This window comes from Nitrospirales bacterium (assembly GCA_031315865.1).
GTDB lineage: Bacteria > Nitrospirota > Nitrospiria > Nitrospirales > UBA8639 > JAGQKC01.
The window spans coordinates 976803-994062 of sequence record JALDRJ010000002.1 but is presented as its reverse complement, the minus strand read 5'-3'; the positions used below and the strand labels follow the sequence as shown (position 1 = coordinate 994062).

Here is a 17260-nt window from a genome sequence, read left to right as displayed (position 1 = left end):
CGATATGGGTCGGTTGGGCAAAAACCTCTCGGCTCCCCTTGCGTATGACTGTACGTTCCAGTTAAGACAGCCAAGGCGGAATTGAGTAAGGAAAAGGCCACTCGTTATGCCACACGACAATAATTTCCAACATTCAAAATACTCCCGTACAAATCCGGGGGAGCGTGTTCTCTACCCGGTGTATCAAGAAGGAAAAAGCGTTGGGAGTCCTGGATGGATCGCGGGCATGGGTGAATCCATCGATCGGATGATCAAGTCGGGAGTGCGGGGCGTTTTGTTCATGAGTGGAAATCCATACAGTGATCTGTTTGGAAGTGGGAGGCTTGATGAAGTGGGAGGGCTCAAACGGGGGTATTCACGGGGTATACCAGGAATCGAATCGTTATTGAGCCTTCTTCGTCCTGATTCTAACGGGATTGGAAATGCTGATGATGTGCAGCTTCCTCTCCGCAATGCTCCTGAATGCTGGGGGAAATTGGACAATGCGGTTCAAGACGTGGGGAATTTCTCGTCGGCGTATATCAATGCCTTTCAAGGGACAGTTGACAGCACAGCCCAAGGATCGTTGCGTGTCGCACGCTATTTGTGGTCTAACGTGAACCACCATCTTGGTCGTGCTAAGGCTGTCCTTGAACTGCTGGAATATCTCGAAGATTGGGCGAAAGAACAGTCTTTCCAACCCAACGAACGGTTGCTCGTGCAGGCCCATGGTCATGCCGGGCAGCTTTTGAGCATTCTGTCAAACTTGGTGATGTCCGAAGAGTCCTCCAACCGCCAAATTCTTTTCCAAGTATTGTCCGCGCATCATGACCGTACTGGAGACCCCGATCTGAACCCCGATCGCTTGGAGCGTCTCTACCGTAGATTGACCGAGCAGACCTTTTTGGGCGGTGCCCTGTTAGACGTCGTGACCTACGGCACGCCGGTTCGTGGAGGCTGGGAAACATCCGGAATAGGGAAGTTATTGCATATCGTGAATCACCGTCCGGTTCGAGGGGACGGGAAAAAATGGTTAGCAAAAATGGAGTTGCCGCAAATTGCCTGGGAAATTCCAATGCTGTCGGGTGGTGATTACATTCAGCAGCTAGCTGTCGCTGGCACGGATCATTCGTTGGAGTCATCAGCGCAAGAGTTCGTCAATCAGGAAATTCGGGAAATTCTTGAACCCTACGATGGATTTGAGCGTTGGTTGGAATGCGTCCGCCGAGGGACACGTTGTCACAACGATGGAACCTGCCTTCTCGTTGATTATCAGGTCAGCGGAGAATCCAACCCTAGGACCCACCTCTATGGTCATGGCTACTATACCCAAGTGCGTACGATGTTGTTCCATCACTCGCAAATCGTAAGTCAGTTTTATTCACGCTGAATAGAAAATTCTTGTTGATTAGGCCGATTGAACCAGCCAGACGAGTCTAAAGACACATTGATTCTTAGGAAAATCCTGTGGTATTCCTTCGATCTTTGCTTATCCTCACAACAGGAATATTAGTATAAATCTTAAACGATACACTGGATTGGCTATGATTGTTGGTGTTCCAAAAGAATCCTACCCTGGCGAGCATCGAGTAGCTCTCGTACCTGGGGTCCTTGACTCTCTCAAGAAAACAGGCCTTGAAGTGCTGGTGGAAAGTGGCGCAGGCGATGAAGCCGGGTATCCGGATTCCTCTTTTACTGAAAAGGGAGCCACTATCGCAGGAAGTCGAGGGCAACTATTTGAAAAGTCAGATTTTATCGTACAGATCAGGTTATTGGGAGCGAACCCCGAGCAGGGAAAGTCTGATTTACCCCTCTACCGACCCGGTCAAATTGTCATTGGTATGGCCGAGGCCCTAACGGACCCCAATTCCATCAAATTATTGGCAGATTGTGGCGTCTTAACCTTTGCGATGGAGCTGATGCCTCGTATTACCCGGGCGCAGAGCATGGATGTCTTGTCATCTATGGGTACGGTGGCTGGGTATAAGGCAGTGATTTTGGCTGCGAATGCGTTGCCAAAAATGTTTCCGATGTTGATGACTGCGGCCGGTACGGTTACGCCTGCCCGAGTTTTGGTGATTGGCGCGGGTGTTGCCGGACTTCAGGCAATTTCAGTGGCTCGTCGGTTGGGTGCAAAAGTGGAAGCCTATGACATTCGTCCAGCTGTCAAGGAGCAGATCCTCAGTCTTGGAGCCAGATTTGTAGAACTGCCACTAGAGACCAAAGATTCTGAAGATAAGGGCGGGTATGCAAAGGCCCAGGATGAGTCGTTTTATCAAAAACAGCGAGAGCTTCTGGGTAAAGTTATTGCCAATAGCGATGTTGTGATTTCGACGGCTGCTGTTCCAGGGAAAAAGGCTCCCATCCTGATAACCGTCGATATGGTTTCCGGTATGGCTTCTGGCTCTGTGATCGTTGATCTGGCTGCTGAGCGAGGGGGAAATTGCGAATTGACGAAGCTGAATCAAACGATCGTGACGAAGGGGGTAACTATTTTGGGGCCAGAAAATCTTCCCAGCACGGTCCCCTATCATTCAAGTCAGATGTATGCCAAAAATATCGCGACGTTCTTACAGCATCTAGTGAAGAAGGGTGAGCTGAAGATTGATTTGGAGGATGAAATCACCCAGGGAACGCTTTTGACTCGCGATAAAGGTGTGATTCATCCGACAATTCGAGAAGCGTTAGGGATAACCGCCTAGCGTTCACTTTTTTCGGTAAGGAGTTCGTACGATGGATATGTTCATTATGGCCTTGACGATTTTTGTCCTGGCCATCTTTGTCGGATTCGAGATTATCACCAAAATTCCACCGACGCTTCACACCCCCTTGATGTCAGGCTCGAATGCGATATCTGGCATTACCCTCGTGGGTGCTGTTCTGTCGGCTGGTGCGCAACACACCACATTGACGACGATTTTAGGCGTGCTGGCGGTGATTTTCGCCACTATCAATGTCGTCGGTGGGTTCATGGTGACGAACCGCATGCTTTCGATGTTTAAGAAAAAATAGTACCGAACACAGAACAGATAGGACTAAACAAAGGAATAACAGAACTCTTATGTCAGGCGTTCTTATAAATATTGGATACCTTGCAGCTTCCGTTCTCTTCATCTTGGGCCTTAAGGGACTGACTCATCCCCGTACGGCTGTACGTGGCAACCTCATGGGGGCGGCGGGGATGTTCATCGCCGTGTTGTTGACACTCACGAGTCAACGGATAATCAGTTTTGAAATGATCCTGCTCGGTATCGTGATTGGCGGTACGATTGGGGCCTTGCTCGCTATCAAAATACAGATGACGGAAATGCCAGAATTAGTGGCCTTATTCAATGGATTCGGTGGAGCGGCATCTGTATTGGTGGCTGGAGCAGCCTTGTTCGAGAGTGTCGGTGGAGCCGATGTTCCAATGATACAGTTAACGATCGCCATCGCGGTCTCTGGACTGATTGGGGCCGTAACGTTCTGGGGAAGTTTGGTGGCTTTTGGAAAGCTCAAGGGTTTGGTCAATGAGAACGCTTTTTTGTTTTCAGGTCAACAAGTCATCAACGCTGTGCTCGGGGTGATCACGCTTATCCTGACAGTTTTGGTAGTTATGGACCCCTCAAATAGCATGGCCTATTGGGGGCTGGTCGGTGTTGCATCGATTCTCGGTGTCTTACTTGTGATGCCGATCGGTGGCGCAGATATGCCCGTGGTCGTGGCCTTGTTGAATTCCTACTCTGGTCTTGCTGCCGCTGCCAACGGCTTTGTCTTATCCAATAATGTATTGATCATCACTGGTTCGCTGGTCGGAGCGTCAGGTCTTATTTTGACCCAAATCATGTGTAAAGCCATGAATCGCTCGCTTTCCAATGTCTTGTTTGGAGTGCTAGCTCCAGTCGGAGGCGGCCCGAGCGCGGATGATGTTTATGCTGGCAAGGTCAAGTCTGCGTCACCGGAAGAAGTCGCGCTACTGTTCGATGCTGCCCGTCGAGTTGCCATTGTTCCTGGCTATGGAATGGCGGTTTCCCAAGCGCAACACCCTGTGGCAAGTTTAGCGGCATTATTGGAAAGTCGAGGTGTCACGGTCGAATATGCCATTCATCCGGTCGCTGGTCGTATGCCGGGACATATGAATGTTCTTTTGGCCGAAGCGGATGTGCCCTATGAAGCATTAAAAGATATGGATGAGATCAATGAAACTTTTGACCAAATCGATGTCGCGTTGGTCATTGGCGCAAACGATGTTGTGAACCCGGTAGCCCGTACTGACCCTTCGAGTCCAATTGCGGGAATGCCAATTATTGACGTCGATAAAGCCAAGACTGTGGTTGTCATAAAACGAAGTTTAAGCCCAGGATTTGCTGGTATTCCCAACCCCTTATTTGCCTTGGATAATTCCTTAATGATGTTCGGAGATGGCAAAAAAATGGTCCTGGATATGGTCGCAGCATTAAAAGATTCATGATTTAAAAAATGTTCGTAAGGTATTGATAAATAAGGATTTAAATTAATTTGTTAAATTGTAGAATCCACTCTTGCAGGGGTTCTGTGGGCGTGGTAAAGTAAGGGTCTTAGCTCATTAATTTTATAGAAAAAATAAGGCAATTATCATGGAAGTTCGAGTAATCAATAACAATGTTGAAAAAGCCTTGAAAGTCGCAAAGAAAAAGCTTGCTGCTGATGGTCTCTTCAGAGAATTAAAGGCCAGGCGCTTTTACCAAAAACCTAGTGTCAAGCGGAAAGCCAAGGAACGGGAAGCCGCCCGTCGTCGCCAAAAGTGGTTGGCAAAGCACAGAGTTTTTTAACTGCCTGACGGCTCCATACCCCACACGCCTCTCGTTTTCCTCCTCTTTCAGATTCGATCCTTCGTAGTCTATCACTCATCGTCTGGCTTATAATCCCGCCACACTTATGAGGGATAAGGACATTCATATAGTAATGCGAATCGTGAAAAAAGAGGTCCATCAGTGGCCTTCTCCTGTGCTAGGAGTCCTCGCAAAACAAGAAAATGCAAGCCCATTTCAGATACTCATCGCGTGCATTTTAAGTCTTCGAACTAAAGATCAAACTACCGCCGAAGCAGCCAGTCAACTTTTTTCTCTCGCTAAAGATCCCTTGAAAATGAGCAAGTTAAAAGAAGTCGAACTTGAGCGGGCTATCTATCCTGTTGGGTTTTACAAGACAAAGGCCAGGCAAATTCGCCATATTTGTCTCAGACTTATCGAGACATATAGAGGGAAAGTGCCTAATAATATTGAAGAATTGCTGACGCTGAACGGTGTTGGACGAAAGACGGCCAACTTGGTCGTGACGATTGGGTTTAGAAAGCCTGGAATTTGCGTCGATGTACATGTCCATCGAATTTGCAATCGATGGGGGTACCTTTTATCCAAGAGTCCTGATGAAACTGAACAGTTGTTAAGGCAGAAACTTCCCTCCCGTTATTGGATCACGTTTAATGATCTCCTCGTGCCTTTTGGGCAAAACCTCTGCAAGCCCATTTCTCCCTTCTGTAGTCGCTGCAGTTTAGCGGAAAAATACTGTAAGAGAGTGAATGTGACCGCTTATCGTTAGGCCGTTAAGGGTCTGTTTTTGTAAGCATTCTTCCATCTTGCTCCTCTTGAAGTTTTCTCGCTGCGCCGTTTTTTGTCAGCCAAATTATGGGGAATCTCAATGCATTTCAGTTGAAAAAATCTACATAATTCCATTCGAAGGAATATTTCGAAAGTGCGGGATTTATTTAAAAGCGGATATTATAGCGAATCCACATACGTTCCCATCGATACAGACGACACACCCCGCGCGGTACGACGTTGAACTAGACGGAAGGTAATACCCGCTCGGGTGTCCTGACAAGCTTGGTTTTTTCTCTCACGTCTTGAAGAGGCAAAGCGTGCAAGCGAGCGCTGGATCATTCCGGTATCACTGAAACGGCTATGAGTGTTACGAAATAGATTTTATGTTACATTTAAGTAGCATCATGAATGTATTTAAAGCTTTAATTTAATGATGAATTTACTTTGTGCCATTTTACAGGTCCATAATGTTACTAATACTTCACGAATTAGCTAGGAGGCATTTTGTCATATTTATGGCAGATTTTCATAATTTTTATAGATATATCAAATAGTTATGAATTTCATGAAGAGAGTATTTCTTTTGGATCAGATATTGCTTGCCATAGTCACGTTGCTATTTCTTCGCGAAAATTCGATGATTTTATTACAAATGATTGAAAATAAATACAAATTTACAAAGGAGGTGCTAGGTTTTTCAGTGTTGCTGTTAGGTGAAGGCATTATCATTTGGCCGAATGATCGGTCATTACTTTAGGAGGTGCATGCAATGTTTCTTTCCAGACGGCAATTTTTAAAAGTCTCCGCGGGGACCGTGGCGGCGGTGGCGTTAGCGGACAAGGCGTTGGCCTTGACGGCGCTGCAGCCGGTGGTCGAAGTGGGCAACCCCCTGGGCGAGTACCCGGACCGGTCGTGGGAGCGGGTGTATCACGACCAATATCGGTATGACTCCTCGTTTACGTGGTGTTGTTCACCCAACGACACGCATGCGTGCCGGATTCGGGCCTTTGTGCGTAACGGGGTGGTGATGCGGGTGGAGCAGAACTACGACCATCAGACGTACGAAGACTTATACGGCAACCGGGGGACGTTTGCGCACAATCCGCGGATGTGTTTGAAGGGGTACACGATGCATCGGCGGGTGTATGGCCCATATCGGCTGAAGGGGCCGTTGATGCGCCGGGGGTGGAAAGCGTGGATGGATGCCGGGAGTCCGGAATTCACCAATGACGTGATGACGATGTATAAATTCAATGCGCGGTACCTGGATGATATGCTGCGGGTGAGCTGGGATACGGCGTTTACCTACATCGCCAAAGCGATGATCATCATCGCGAAGCGGTACAGTGGGGAAGCCGGGGCGCGCCGGATGCGGGAGCAAGGGTATCCGCCGGAAATGATCGAGATGACGAAGGGCTCGGCGATCCGGTGCTTTAAGTTCCGAGCGGGGATGCCGATCCTGGGCGTGATTGGGAAGATGGGCATTACGCGGATGAACGGGGGTTGTGGGGCGTTGTTGGATACGTGGGTGCGGAAGGTGAAGCCGAACCAGGCGCAAGGGGGCCGGTATTGGTCGAACTACACGTGGCACGGGGACCAAAACCCGGCGCATCCGTTCTGGAACGGCGTGCAGGGCTCCGATGTGGACATGAACGACATGCGGTTCTCGAAGCTCAACACGAGTTGGGGGAAGAACTTCGTGGAGAATAAGATGCCGGAGGCGCACTGGAAGCTCGAGAGCATTGAGCGGGGGGCCCGCGTGGTGGTAATCACGCCGGAGTACAACCCGACGGCGTATCGGGCGGACTACTGGATTCCGGTCCGGCCGGCCACAGACGGGGCGTTGTTCCTGGGGGCCTTAAAGATCATCTTCGATGAGAACATGTACGATTATGACTTCTGTCAGGCCTACACGGACATGCCGTTGTTGGTGCGGACGGATACGCTCCAGTACCTGGACCCGCGGGAAGTGATCAAAGGGTATCAGATGCCGGACTTCTCACAGACGTATTCGGGGAAAGTGCAGACGCTGAGCCCGGCTGAGATCGCGCGGTTAGGCGGGTTCATGGTGTGGGATACGAACAAGAATCAAGCGGTGCCGATTCACCGGGAGTTGGTGGGCTGGCACTATCGCAACAGTGGGATTGAATCGGCCCTGACCGGGACGTACCGGGTGAAGTTGCTGAGCGGGCGGGAAGTGGATGTGATGCCGATCTTCCAGATGTATCAAGCGCATTTACAGGATTATGATCTGGATACGGTGCATCAGATCAATCGGGCGCCGAAGGACCTGATCGTGCGCTGGGCGCGGGATGCTGGGACGGTTAAGCCCCATGCGATCCATAACGGAGAAGGGACGAACCACTACTTCCATCAGACGATTATTGCCCGGGGTGCGGCGATGGTGCTGATCGTGACGGGCAATGTCGGGAAGTTCGGGACGGGCCAACATACCTGGGCCGGCAACTACAAAGCGGGGATCTGGAACTCGACCCCGTGGGGTGGCGGGGGCTTAGGGACCCATACCGGGGAAGACCCGTTTAAGATTACGACGGACCCGAACGTGCATGGCAAAGAGATCCATGTGCGAGGGTACTACTACGGCGAAGAAGTGGGGTATTGGAACCACGGGGATACGGCGTTGATCGTGAACACGCCCAAGTATGGACGACGGGTGTTTACGGGGAAGACGCATATGCCGACGCCGTCGAAGTTCCGGTGGGTGGCCAACGTGAACGTGTTGAACAACGCGAAGCACCACTATGACATGGTGAAGAACGTGGATCCGCACATTGAGACGTTAGTCACGCAGGATGTGGAGATGACCTCGGACGTCAATCATAACGATGTGGCGATGGGGGTGAATACGTGGATGGAGTTTACGTACCCGGAGCATACGGCGACGGTGTCGAATCCGTGGTTCCAAGTGTGGAAGGGGGGCATTCGGCCCTTGTATGACACGCGGAATGACCTGGATACGGTGGCCGGGGTAGCCGCGAAGTTGACGGAGATGACCGGGGATGGGCGGTTCCGGGATTACTTCAAGTTTGTGTACGACAACCGGGTGGATGTGTATCTGCAGCGGTTGTTGGATGCCAGTACGACGGGGTATGGGTACAGTGTGGATACGATGCTCAAGTCGGAGAAGGGGTGGATGGTGATGTGTCGGACGTACCCCCGGCATCCGTTCTGGGAAGAGACCAACGAGTCGAAGCCGCAGTGGACGCGGACGGGGCGGTATGAGAATTACCGCATCGAGCCGGAGTGTATTGAGTATGGGGAGAACTTCATCTCGCACCGGGAAGGGACGGAAGCGACGCCGTACTTGCCGAATGCGATCATGACGACGAACCCGTATGTGCGGCCGGATGACTACGGGATCCCGATCACGGCGCAGCACCATGATGATAAGACGGTGCGGAACATTGCGCTGCCGTGGCAGGAGATCAAGCGGTACTCGAATCCGTTGTGGGAGAAAGGGTATCAGTTCTATTGTGTGACGCCGAAGACGCGGCATCGGGTGCACAGTCAGTGGTCGGTCAACGACTGGGTGCAGATGTATGAGTCGAACTTCGGGGACCCCTACCGGATGGATAAACGGACGCCGGGCGTCGGGGAGCATCAGTTGCACATGAACCCGCAGGCGGCGAAAGATCGGGGGATCAATGACGGGGACTATGTCTACGTCGATGGGAACCCGGTGGATCGGCCGTACCGGGGCTGGAAGCCCAGTGACCCGTACTACAAGGTGGCGCGGTTGATGATTCGGGCGAAGTATAACCCGGCGTATCCGTACCATGTGACGATGGCGAAGCATGCGCCCTATGTGTCGACGGCGAAGTCGGTGAAGGGGCATGAGACGCGGCCGGATGGGCGGGCGATTGCGATGGATACGGGGTATCAGTCGAACTTCCGGTATGGGGCGCAACAGTCCTTTACACGGGATTGGTTGATGCCAATACATCAGTTGGACTCGCTGCCGGGCAAACATGCGGTGGCGTGGAAGTTTAAATTCGGGTATCAAGTGGATAACCATGCGATCAATACGGTCCCGAAAGAATGTCTGATGCGGATCACGAAGGCGGAAGACGGCGGGATCGGGGGGCGGGGCCCCTGGGAGCCGGTTCGGACCGGGTTTACGCCGGGTCAGGAAAATGAGTTCATGATCAAATGGCTCAAAGGCGACCATATTAAGATTAAGGTGTAAAAATAAGAAAATGAGGCCCAGGGTTTTCCTGGGCCTCATTGAGGAATTGTTGGTAACGACTTGATAACCTTGAATTCTGAAATTCATTAGAAGAAACGGAGGGAACTATGCCAGAGGTTTATAATTGGCACCTAGGACGGAAGATGCTGTATCCGTATGAGGAGCGGCATCCGAAATGGCAATTTGCCTTTGTGTTTAATATTAATCGGTGTTTAGCCTGTCAAACGTGTTCGATGGCGGATAAGTCGACATGGTTGTTCTCGAAGGGGCAGGAGTACATGTGGTGGAACAACGTGGAGACGAAGCCGTATGGGGGGTATCCGCAGTTCTACGACGTGAAGATCACGCAGTTGATCGAGCAGGTGAACCCCGGGGGGCAGGTGTGGAACGTGCGGGTGGGGCGGAAGCACCATGCGCCGTACGGGGTGTTCGAAGGGATGACGATCTTTGACGCGGGCGCCAAGATTGGGCAAGCGGCGATCGGGTATATTCCGACGGACCAGGAATGGCGGTTTGTGAACATCTATGAAGACACGGCGACGTCGATGCGAGCGATCGTGGAAGGCGTGGATAAGACGGGGTTTACGAAGGAAGAGCCGTGGAAGATGACGGGAAGCAGTTTGCCGGAGCATGAGACGTACTTCTTCTACCTGCAACGGATCTGTAACCACTGTACGTACCCGGGGTGTTTGGCGGCGTGTCCGCGCAAGGCGATCTACAAGCGGCCGGAAGACGGGATCGTGTTGATCGACCAGAACCGGTGCCGGGGGTATAAGAAGTGTGTGGAGCAGTGCCCGTTTAAGAAGCCGATGTACCGGGGGACGACGCGGGTGACGGAGAAGTGTATTGCGTGTTATCCGCGGGTGGAGGGCAAAGACCCGTTGACCGGTGGCGAGCCGATGGAGACGCGGTGTATGGCGGCCTGTGTGGGGAAGATCCGGTTACAGAGCCTGGTGAAAGTAGGGGAAGATGGGCTGTGGGCGGAAGACCGGTGGAATCCGTTGTACTATGCCATTCGGGTGGAACAGGTGGCGTTGCCGCTGTACCCGCAATGGGGGACGGAGCCGAACGGGTACTATATCCCGCCCCGACAGGCGCCGCGAGGGTATACGCGGCAGATGTTTGGGCCAGGGGTGGATAATGCGATCGAGAAGTACCTGGTGCCGAGTCGGGAGTTGTTGGCGGTGCTGCAGTTGTGGCGGGCGAGCCAGCAGATCCTGTTCCGCTATGATGTGATTCCGGGTCCGAAAGTGTTTGAAACCATGATTCACGGGAAGAAGTTTGAGATGTACAATGACACCGTGTTGGGGTTCAACAAGTCGGGCAAGGAAGCGGTGCGGCAGCAGGTGGAGGAGCCGATCTACATCCGGCCGGCCGAACGGGTCAACTGGTTGTAGGAGCGCAGTCTGGGCCACGAGGGGCCAGAGCGGTAGCGACACGGCCGAGGGGGGCAACCCTCTCGGCCGTGCGTCGTTTCATGTTCATTTCTGTGTTCACCATCCTTATCTATGTCTTTCCCAATGGCATTTGGCATTTCCAATGTGTGTGAAATTTTCACTCTAAGAATTTTCTCACTAGATCACAGTAAATCCAAAGGAACTGAATTAGTGGAATTCCGTATAAACATTGGGGTGTCGCAACATGATTGATTTCTGTACGAACACTCGTAGGAAAATGTCAAAACATGTATAAAATATGCTCCTTTCACTTTGTCAATGAAAATCATCTGAAACGCCTTCTAGTTTTTTCCATTAAAAAACCTGAAATATAGGTAGCTATTTTTGGGAATCAATGGTAATTTGAAGCGATTGTCTGTTCATTTCAATTCATGCATAAATACAGTGGTAGCGGTGCCAGGTAACGCTGATATTCCCTTTGCAGCTCAAGCCGTTCGCTTTGACGAGATTCTGGTTTCAGGAAAAATTCCAAAAGAATATCTTGTCAGCGAATATGTGACACAGCAATGGGTTGAACGCTTAGTTCATTACGTCTTAAGTGTTCCAGGGACAAGTTATGCCATGCCAAAGTTGGCTGCACTTTTGGAGCAACTTGATCCCACTCATCAAGTGTTCTTTTTTAAACGCTTGAAGGAAAATAGTCCGGAAAGTTTAAAGCATTTTGCACCGCTGTATTATGGGTTTATGGCCGAATTTCACCCACTGCTGTTTACATAAGCATGCGAGTAATTCGTGAAATGTGTCCGACAGTTGCTACTGAATTGCATGGCTGGTAATGACAGGGTATCGGTTTTTGAGCGTGAAGATATCATCGGTTAATTGTATGGCAGTTTAAGGTGGGAGAACAGGGATGAATTCAACTTTACACAAGGCTGTTTCGAGTTTTTATAACCTCATTTACGAGGGGCAAGCGTTTGCGAGTAGTATGGGCCGTATTGATACGGCAGATCAAGAGCGATACTTTGGGCGAGTAGAAGGTCTGAATTGGGTGCTTGACCGTTGTCAAGAAATAGAAGATGTTGATGTTAATCTCACGACAGCCTCGCTCCAAAAATTATTAGGAGATGTGAAGTCTGACCTCGAACACGAACTTTCTATTCAGCGCCGGGAAAAAGGGCGCCGTGCAGATGGACGGGAAGAAGCGCTCATCTTTGTGAGCGATTATCTGACCAGTCTTATCACCGCCACCGGGATTGAGTCCAGTAAAAGCCCCGTGTAAGAAGATCACGAAAATTCGATGTATGATACGGCGGGATCCATGCCGGTCTCTACAAGCCTTACGCAGGATTTGGCTAGAAAATGGATGATCGGAAAAATACGAAAGCTGTCAGAGAATGGATCATCTTTGCGCTGTGCCTTGGACTCGGCGCGCATGTGACGTTGGGCCTCGTTCTTCATGATGCTGAATCTTGGCCTGCCCAGACATCCGGGTTCTACGGTATTATCGTCAGTCTTGCCCTCTACGTGGTTGTTCAACTCATTCGGTCAATCTGGTGGATCGTAAAAGGTGAAACCAGAGAGGAAAGCATTGAATAGAGATCCGAATGTTTTGGAAACGGTAGTGATAAACCTGAGAGCCTGCGTTAGTTTAACACAATCGCCTCTTCGATGAGCATGATAGGAATGCGATCTCGTATAGGATAGAGTACTTTCTTATCTTCCCGGAGAATTCCACCGTCAAGTTTTTCCTTCACTTGCCCGCCCGCCCTATTGAGTATCTCACCCTTTTCGATCCCTGAATTGACTTCTTCAATCAGTTGAGAATCTGCCATCGTGACCTGTTGTTTCGTATCCGGACAGCAGAGAATACTTAAGAGGCTAGAATCGATTGAACCTTTATTAGACAAATCTGATGTTTTTCCCATTGTCTGCTCCTTTGCGGTACACTAAAAGGATAAAGGAAAAATGTATCACTCTATTGACCTTTGCACAAGGCAGGGCCTCAATCATTTGAGGCTCTGTTATAGGAAGAATATCTCGTCTTCTGGTAGAGTGGGCGCATGAGGACTCTTTCCTGTCAATGACGTATTCTTCGCAAATTCAGCGATACTTCTGGACTGGTTTATTTATCATCGTTCCGGCCTGGGGAACGTTCTTAATTCTTTACACCTTGTTCGATGCACTGGACCACATGACAGTGGATGTGTTTCAGACCGCGTTTCATGTAAAGGTGCCAGGGTCAGGTATTGCGTCATTTGTGATCTTGGTCCTGTTCGTGGGTGTTGGGATGACGCATTTTGTCGGACATCGTATCCATACTCATATTGAGGAGTCAGTCGAAAAAGTGCCGTTAGTCCGAAGCATCTATACTATCTTGAAGGGGATGGCAGATGTCATCAATTTCCGAGAACGCTTCGGTCAGAGTAAAGTCGCGGTATTTCCGTTTCCTCGTGAGGGACTTTGGGGATTAGGGTTCATCATGGGGTATGCGCCAAGATGGCTACAAATTTCCCATGAGGGTGTCTTAATCATGGTGTTCGTACCAACAGCCATACATCCCTTTACGGGTTACCTTGCCTTTATTCCCGAGTACAAACTTCACCTTGTGCAACTGCGTCCAGAAGAAGCCATGAAGCTGGAGTTTTCAGCTGGCCTCTACCATCCGTCGCCTGGCTGGTTGAATCCTCCGCCTCGGATATCATCCTAACGACCGTCCAGCATTCACCTTGTCTATGACCGCTCACTCATACAACGATATCGTGGTGAGACGTGCTGTACAGGCTGATATTCCTCTGCTTGTTGAATTCAACGCCGCGATGGCACGAGAAACAGAAGAGCGATCGCTCAACTTAGAAACTCTCGAGGCTGGAATCCAAGGAGTTTTTGAAGATCCGTCCCGCGGTTTTTATCTCGTAGGGGAGATTCCACAAGAACAGACGTATCCGGTGTTAGGTGGGCAATTGTTGATCACTTATGAATGGAGCGATTGGCGCAATGGGAATTTCTGGTGGATTCAAAGTGTCTACGTTCATCAGAATTGGAGAAAGCAAGGAATCTTTCGGGCTTTGTATCGCTATGTGCTGACGCAGGCACAGGCGCGGGCCGATGTTTGTGGGGTAAGATTATACGTAGAAAAGAATAATGCTCTTGCGCAAACTGTCTATGCCAAAATGGGTCTACACGCCACGTCCTATCGATTCTTAGAACGTGACTTTGTGCTGTCCGCAAAACTGGTAGACTCAAAAGACACTCCTTGAGCAGTCAGGGTACAGAGCATGTCATCCATTGCGGTTTGAAGAGGTTGAATCGAACACGTTATGAAGTGTCATGTAGCCATTTCAACAGAAACCGATCTAGACCGGGCGATAGAAGCTCTCCATGATTCGACGTCTCGCTCACTGGGGGATGATCGTCCACATCTGGCCTTTCTCTTTTTTTCTTCCTATTTCTCTGAAGAAGCGGAAACTCTCCATGCGCGAATTCAAGAACGCATAGCGCCTCAGGTATTGTTGGGGTGTATGAACAATGGAGTAATCGGTGGGACGGAAGAGTTCGAGGAGCAGCCTGCCATCGTCTTGTGGTCGGCTGTCCTTCCTAACGTCACGATTTTCCCCATTCGATTAGTCGCTCATGAAGGACAAGGCGGCGTCTCCCTTCGCGGATGGCCGGAATCATTCGCATGCGAGGCATCGCGCCACGATTTTTTCCTTTTTGCCGATCCATTTTCAACTCCGATTGACAAGATGTTTAGTGAGATTGCGCAGCGTTGTCCAGGTACCTTGGCCATCGGCGGGATTGCTAGCGGGGGAACTGACAGTGGAGAAAATCGATTGATTCTCAATCAAGAAATTTTTGATGATGGAATTGTCGGCGTAGCTCTCAGTGGAAAAATCACTCTTCGCACCGTGGTTTCGCAAGGGTGTCAGCCCATCGGCGAACCATATGTCATCACGAAGGCCCATCGAAACATTATCTATGAGTTGGGTGGGACTTCGATGCTGGAGCGGTTGAAAGCGATCATGCATGAGATACGTCAGGCAGGGGATCAGTCCATAGCCCGGTCGATTCAGGTAGGTCTTCTCATGAATGAGTATATGGGAAAATTCGGGCGAGGTGATTTCCTCATTCGTGATTTAATGGGCGCGGACGAGAAGTCCGGTGGCGTCGCGATTTCCGATGTGGTCCGTGAAGGGCAAACGCTTCAGTTTCACCTTCGTGATGCCAGGGCCGCCGATGAAGAACTGAAAAAGCTCTTACAGGACTTTCGTCAGACGCATGGTGAGAGTGCTGCGAAGGGAGCGCTGCTCTTCAGTTGCTATTGTCGAGGGAAGCGATTATTTCCTGACGCTCACCATGACATTACCGTCTTGCGGAATGAAATGGGTGACTTGCCGGTCGCGGGATTTTTTGCGGGAGGAGAAATTGGTCCCGTGGGAGGACAGAATTATCTCCATGGCTATACAGCGAGCATGGCATTATTTTGTGAAGCTGCCAGCCATGAACATTGAAACCATACATCATATGTGTAACATGATCTAGAATCAAAGGAGAGAAACGATGTTGAAAGCAAGCTTGATGTGGTGTTGTGTCGCGAGTTTCGTAATCCTGAGCTTTGGCGTCATTCAGGCTGAAGAAGGGAAAGTTATCACGACGCCTTCCGGTCTACAGTATGTCGATGTGGTGGTTGGTGACGGGCGAGAAGCGGTCAAGGGTGATCTAGTCGTCGTCCATTATACCGGTACGTTAACGGACGGAAAAAAGTTTGACAGTTCCAAAGACCGAAATGATCCGTTTTCCTTCCCACTGGGTGCCGGGCGCGTCATTAAAGGCTGGGATGAAGGTGTGGCGGGGATGAAAGTTGGGGGAAAGCGGACGCTGACCATTCCGCCAGATTTGGGGTACGGCGCACATGGAGCGGGAGGAGTGATCCCGCCCAATGCGACTCTGGTTTTTGACGTGGAGCTACTCGAAGTTCGATAGGATTAAAGAAGTGTACCATCATAATCCATGAATAAAACTCCGCTCTACGAAACGCATCAGTCGTGCGGCGCCAAATTGGTGGACTTCGCCGGTTGGTCAATGCCGCTCCAATACTCAGGAGTGATCGACGAGTATCATGCCATACGGGGGCAAGCCGGGCTATTCGATGTGAGTCATATGGGGCGCTTGCAGTTCTCGGGAAAAGGAGCTCTCGAGTTTCTTCAATTCGTAACGACGAATGATGTGAGTAAACTGGCGGTGAGGCAGGCGCAGTATTCGATGGTGTGTAATCCTTCCGGTGGGATCAAAGACGATGTCTTTGTGTATCGCACGGGTTCGGATACCTATCTTCTGTGTGTGAATGCGTCGAACCGGGAGAAAATCAGCCAATGGTTATCCGAACAGAAAGCCAACAGGCCCAGTGCCTTTAATCTTCAGGACTGTTCTGCTCACATGGCGCAATTGGCCTTGCAAGGCCCGTCGTCAAAAACAATATTAGGTGAGCTTTTGAATGACGACTCACTCGACAGCCTCAAGCCGCGCTGGTGCTTGGACGCCAGAATCTTCGATGGGAATGTCCTGATCACAAGGACGGGCTATACCGGCGAGTTAGGGTATGAGCTCTATCTCTCGGCGGAACGAGCTGTCGATTTGTGGAAACGTATCATGGAAGTTGGCGCGTCACATGGGTTAAAGCCCGCAGGCCTTGGCGCGCGCGACCTCTTGCGACTCGATATGGGCTACTTTCTATACGGCAACGACCTGACAGAAGAAACCACGCCGGTGGAAGCGGGTGCCGAATGGGTTGTTGGATTTGAAAAGCCAGTATTTATTGGTTCAGATGTGCTCAAACAGCAAAAACACGATGGTCCGGCCAAACGTCTTGTCGCGTTCGAGCTGCTCGAAAAAGCCGTCCCACGGCATGATATGGGGATCTTTGTGGAACATGAACAAATCGGACAGGTCACCAGTGGAAATTTGTCGCCGATTCTTCAGAAAGGCATTGGCCTAGGGTATGTCACGCCACAGCATTCGGCAGAGGGTACGCGGTTTGACATTCACATACGTGGCAAGAAGGTTCCGGCGGTCGTCGTCAAACTCCCTTTTTATAAACGAACACCTTCCAATTAATCCTT

The 17260-nt window shown here is 50.4% G+C and carries 17 protein-coding genes; 16 read left to right on the top strand and 1 reads right to left on the bottom strand.

The window, feature by feature from the left end:
- The first annotated feature begins 106 nt into the window (after positions 1 to 106).
- The 11 genes from MRJ96_04600 (at position 107) to MRJ96_04550 (ending at position 12740) form a co-directional block, all read left to right on the top strand.
- Entirely contained in the window at positions 107 to 1369 is a 1263-nt protein-coding gene (locus MRJ96_04600) for a hypothetical protein (protein MDR4500722.1), read from the top strand.
- A 154-nt stretch (positions 1370 to 1523) separates the two neighbouring features.
- The gene (locus MRJ96_04595; protein ID MDR4500721.1) at positions 1524 to 2681 is read left to right on the top strand and encodes a Re/Si-specific NAD(P)(+) transhydrogenase subunit alpha; all 1158 of its coding nucleotides are present in this window, start codon (positions 1524 to 1526) and stop codon (positions 2679 to 2681) included.
- Positions 2682 to 2712: 31 nt separating this feature from the next.
- Positions 2713 to 2991, top strand: a complete 279-nt coding sequence (locus MRJ96_04590) for an NAD(P) transhydrogenase subunit alpha (protein MDR4500720.1) — start codon at positions 2713 to 2715, stop codon at positions 2989 to 2991.
- Positions 2992 to 3040: 49 nt separating this feature from the next.
- A complete protein-coding gene (locus tag MRJ96_04585; GenBank protein ID MDR4500719.1) occupies positions 3041 to 4429 on the top strand; it encodes an NAD(P)(+) transhydrogenase (Re/Si-specific) subunit beta in 1389 nt (462 codons plus the stop codon).
- Positions 4430 to 4574: 145 nt separating this feature from the next.
- On the top strand, positions 4575 to 4769 hold the full coding sequence (gene rpsU / locus MRJ96_04580) for a 30S ribosomal protein S21 (GenBank protein MDR4500718.1): 195 nt from the start codon (positions 4575 to 4577) through the stop codon (positions 4767 to 4769).
- 133 nt (positions 4770 to 4902) lie between these two features.
- The gene (locus tag MRJ96_04575) at positions 4903 to 5538 is read left to right on the top strand and encodes an endonuclease III (GenBank protein MDR4500717.1); all 636 of its coding nucleotides are present in this window, start codon (positions 4903 to 4905) and stop codon (positions 5536 to 5538) included.
- Between the two features lie 771 nt (positions 5539 to 6309).
- Entirely contained in the window at positions 6310 to 9747 is a 3438-nt protein-coding gene (locus MRJ96_04570) for a molybdopterin-dependent oxidoreductase (GenBank protein ID MDR4500716.1), read from the top strand.
- A gap of 107 nt (positions 9748 to 9854) precedes the next feature.
- Positions 9855 to 11144: a nitrate oxidoreductase subunit beta gene (locus tag MRJ96_04565; protein ID MDR4500715.1), complete on the top strand. Its 1290-nt coding sequence runs from the start codon at positions 9855 to 9857 to the stop codon at positions 11142 to 11144.
- Between the two features lie 384 nt (positions 11145 to 11528).
- Positions 11529 to 11921 (top strand): hypothetical protein, encoded by a 393-nt coding sequence (locus tag MRJ96_04560; protein MDR4500714.1) that lies wholly within the window; start codon positions 11529 to 11531, stop codon positions 11919 to 11921.
- A gap of 133 nt (positions 11922 to 12054) precedes the next feature.
- The gene (locus tag MRJ96_04555) at positions 12055 to 12423 is read left to right on the top strand and encodes a hypothetical protein (GenBank protein ID MDR4500713.1); all 369 of its coding nucleotides are present in this window, start codon (positions 12055 to 12057) and stop codon (positions 12421 to 12423) included.
- Positions 12424 to 12503: 80 nt separating this feature from the next.
- Complete coding sequence (locus MRJ96_04550) at positions 12504 to 12740, top strand: hypothetical protein (protein MDR4500712.1); 237 nt, start codon at positions 12504 to 12506, stop codon at positions 12738 to 12740.
- Between the two features lie 47 nt (positions 12741 to 12787).
- Here the strand turns inward: MRJ96_04550 and MRJ96_04545 are convergent, their stop codons facing one another.
- Entirely contained in the window at positions 12788 to 13069 is a 282-nt protein-coding gene (locus tag MRJ96_04545) for a hypothetical protein (protein MDR4500711.1), read from the bottom strand.
- A gap of 155 nt (positions 13070 to 13224) precedes the next feature.
- On the opposite strand from MRJ96_04545, the gene MRJ96_04540 reads away from it, so the two are divergent.
- From MRJ96_04540 to gcvT, 5 genes are read left to right on the top strand one after another with little or no spacing between them, the layout of a single operon-like run.
- Complete coding sequence (locus MRJ96_04540; GenBank protein MDR4500710.1) at positions 13225 to 13851, top strand: DUF502 domain-containing protein; 627 nt, start codon at positions 13225 to 13227, stop codon at positions 13849 to 13851.
- Positions 13852 to 13876: 25 nt separating this feature from the next.
- Positions 13877 to 14401: a GNAT family N-acetyltransferase gene (locus MRJ96_04535; GenBank protein ID MDR4500709.1), complete on the top strand. Its 525-nt coding sequence runs from the start codon at positions 13877 to 13879 to the stop codon at positions 14399 to 14401.
- A 60-nt stretch (positions 14402 to 14461) separates the two neighbouring features.
- On the top strand, positions 14462 to 15652 hold the full coding sequence (locus tag MRJ96_04530) for an FIST C-terminal domain-containing protein (protein MDR4500708.1): 1191 nt from the start codon (positions 14462 to 14464) through the stop codon (positions 15650 to 15652).
- Positions 15653 to 15701: 49 nt separating this feature from the next.
- Entirely contained in the window at positions 15702 to 16124 is a 423-nt protein-coding gene (locus MRJ96_04525; protein ID MDR4500707.1) for an FKBP-type peptidyl-prolyl cis-trans isomerase, read from the top strand.
- A 27-nt stretch (positions 16125 to 16151) separates the two neighbouring features.
- A complete protein-coding gene (gene gcvT, locus MRJ96_04520; GenBank protein MDR4500706.1) occupies positions 16152 to 17255 on the top strand; it encodes a glycine cleavage system aminomethyltransferase GcvT in 1104 nt (367 codons plus the stop codon).
- The last annotated feature ends 5 nt before the right edge of the window (positions 17256 to 17260 follow it).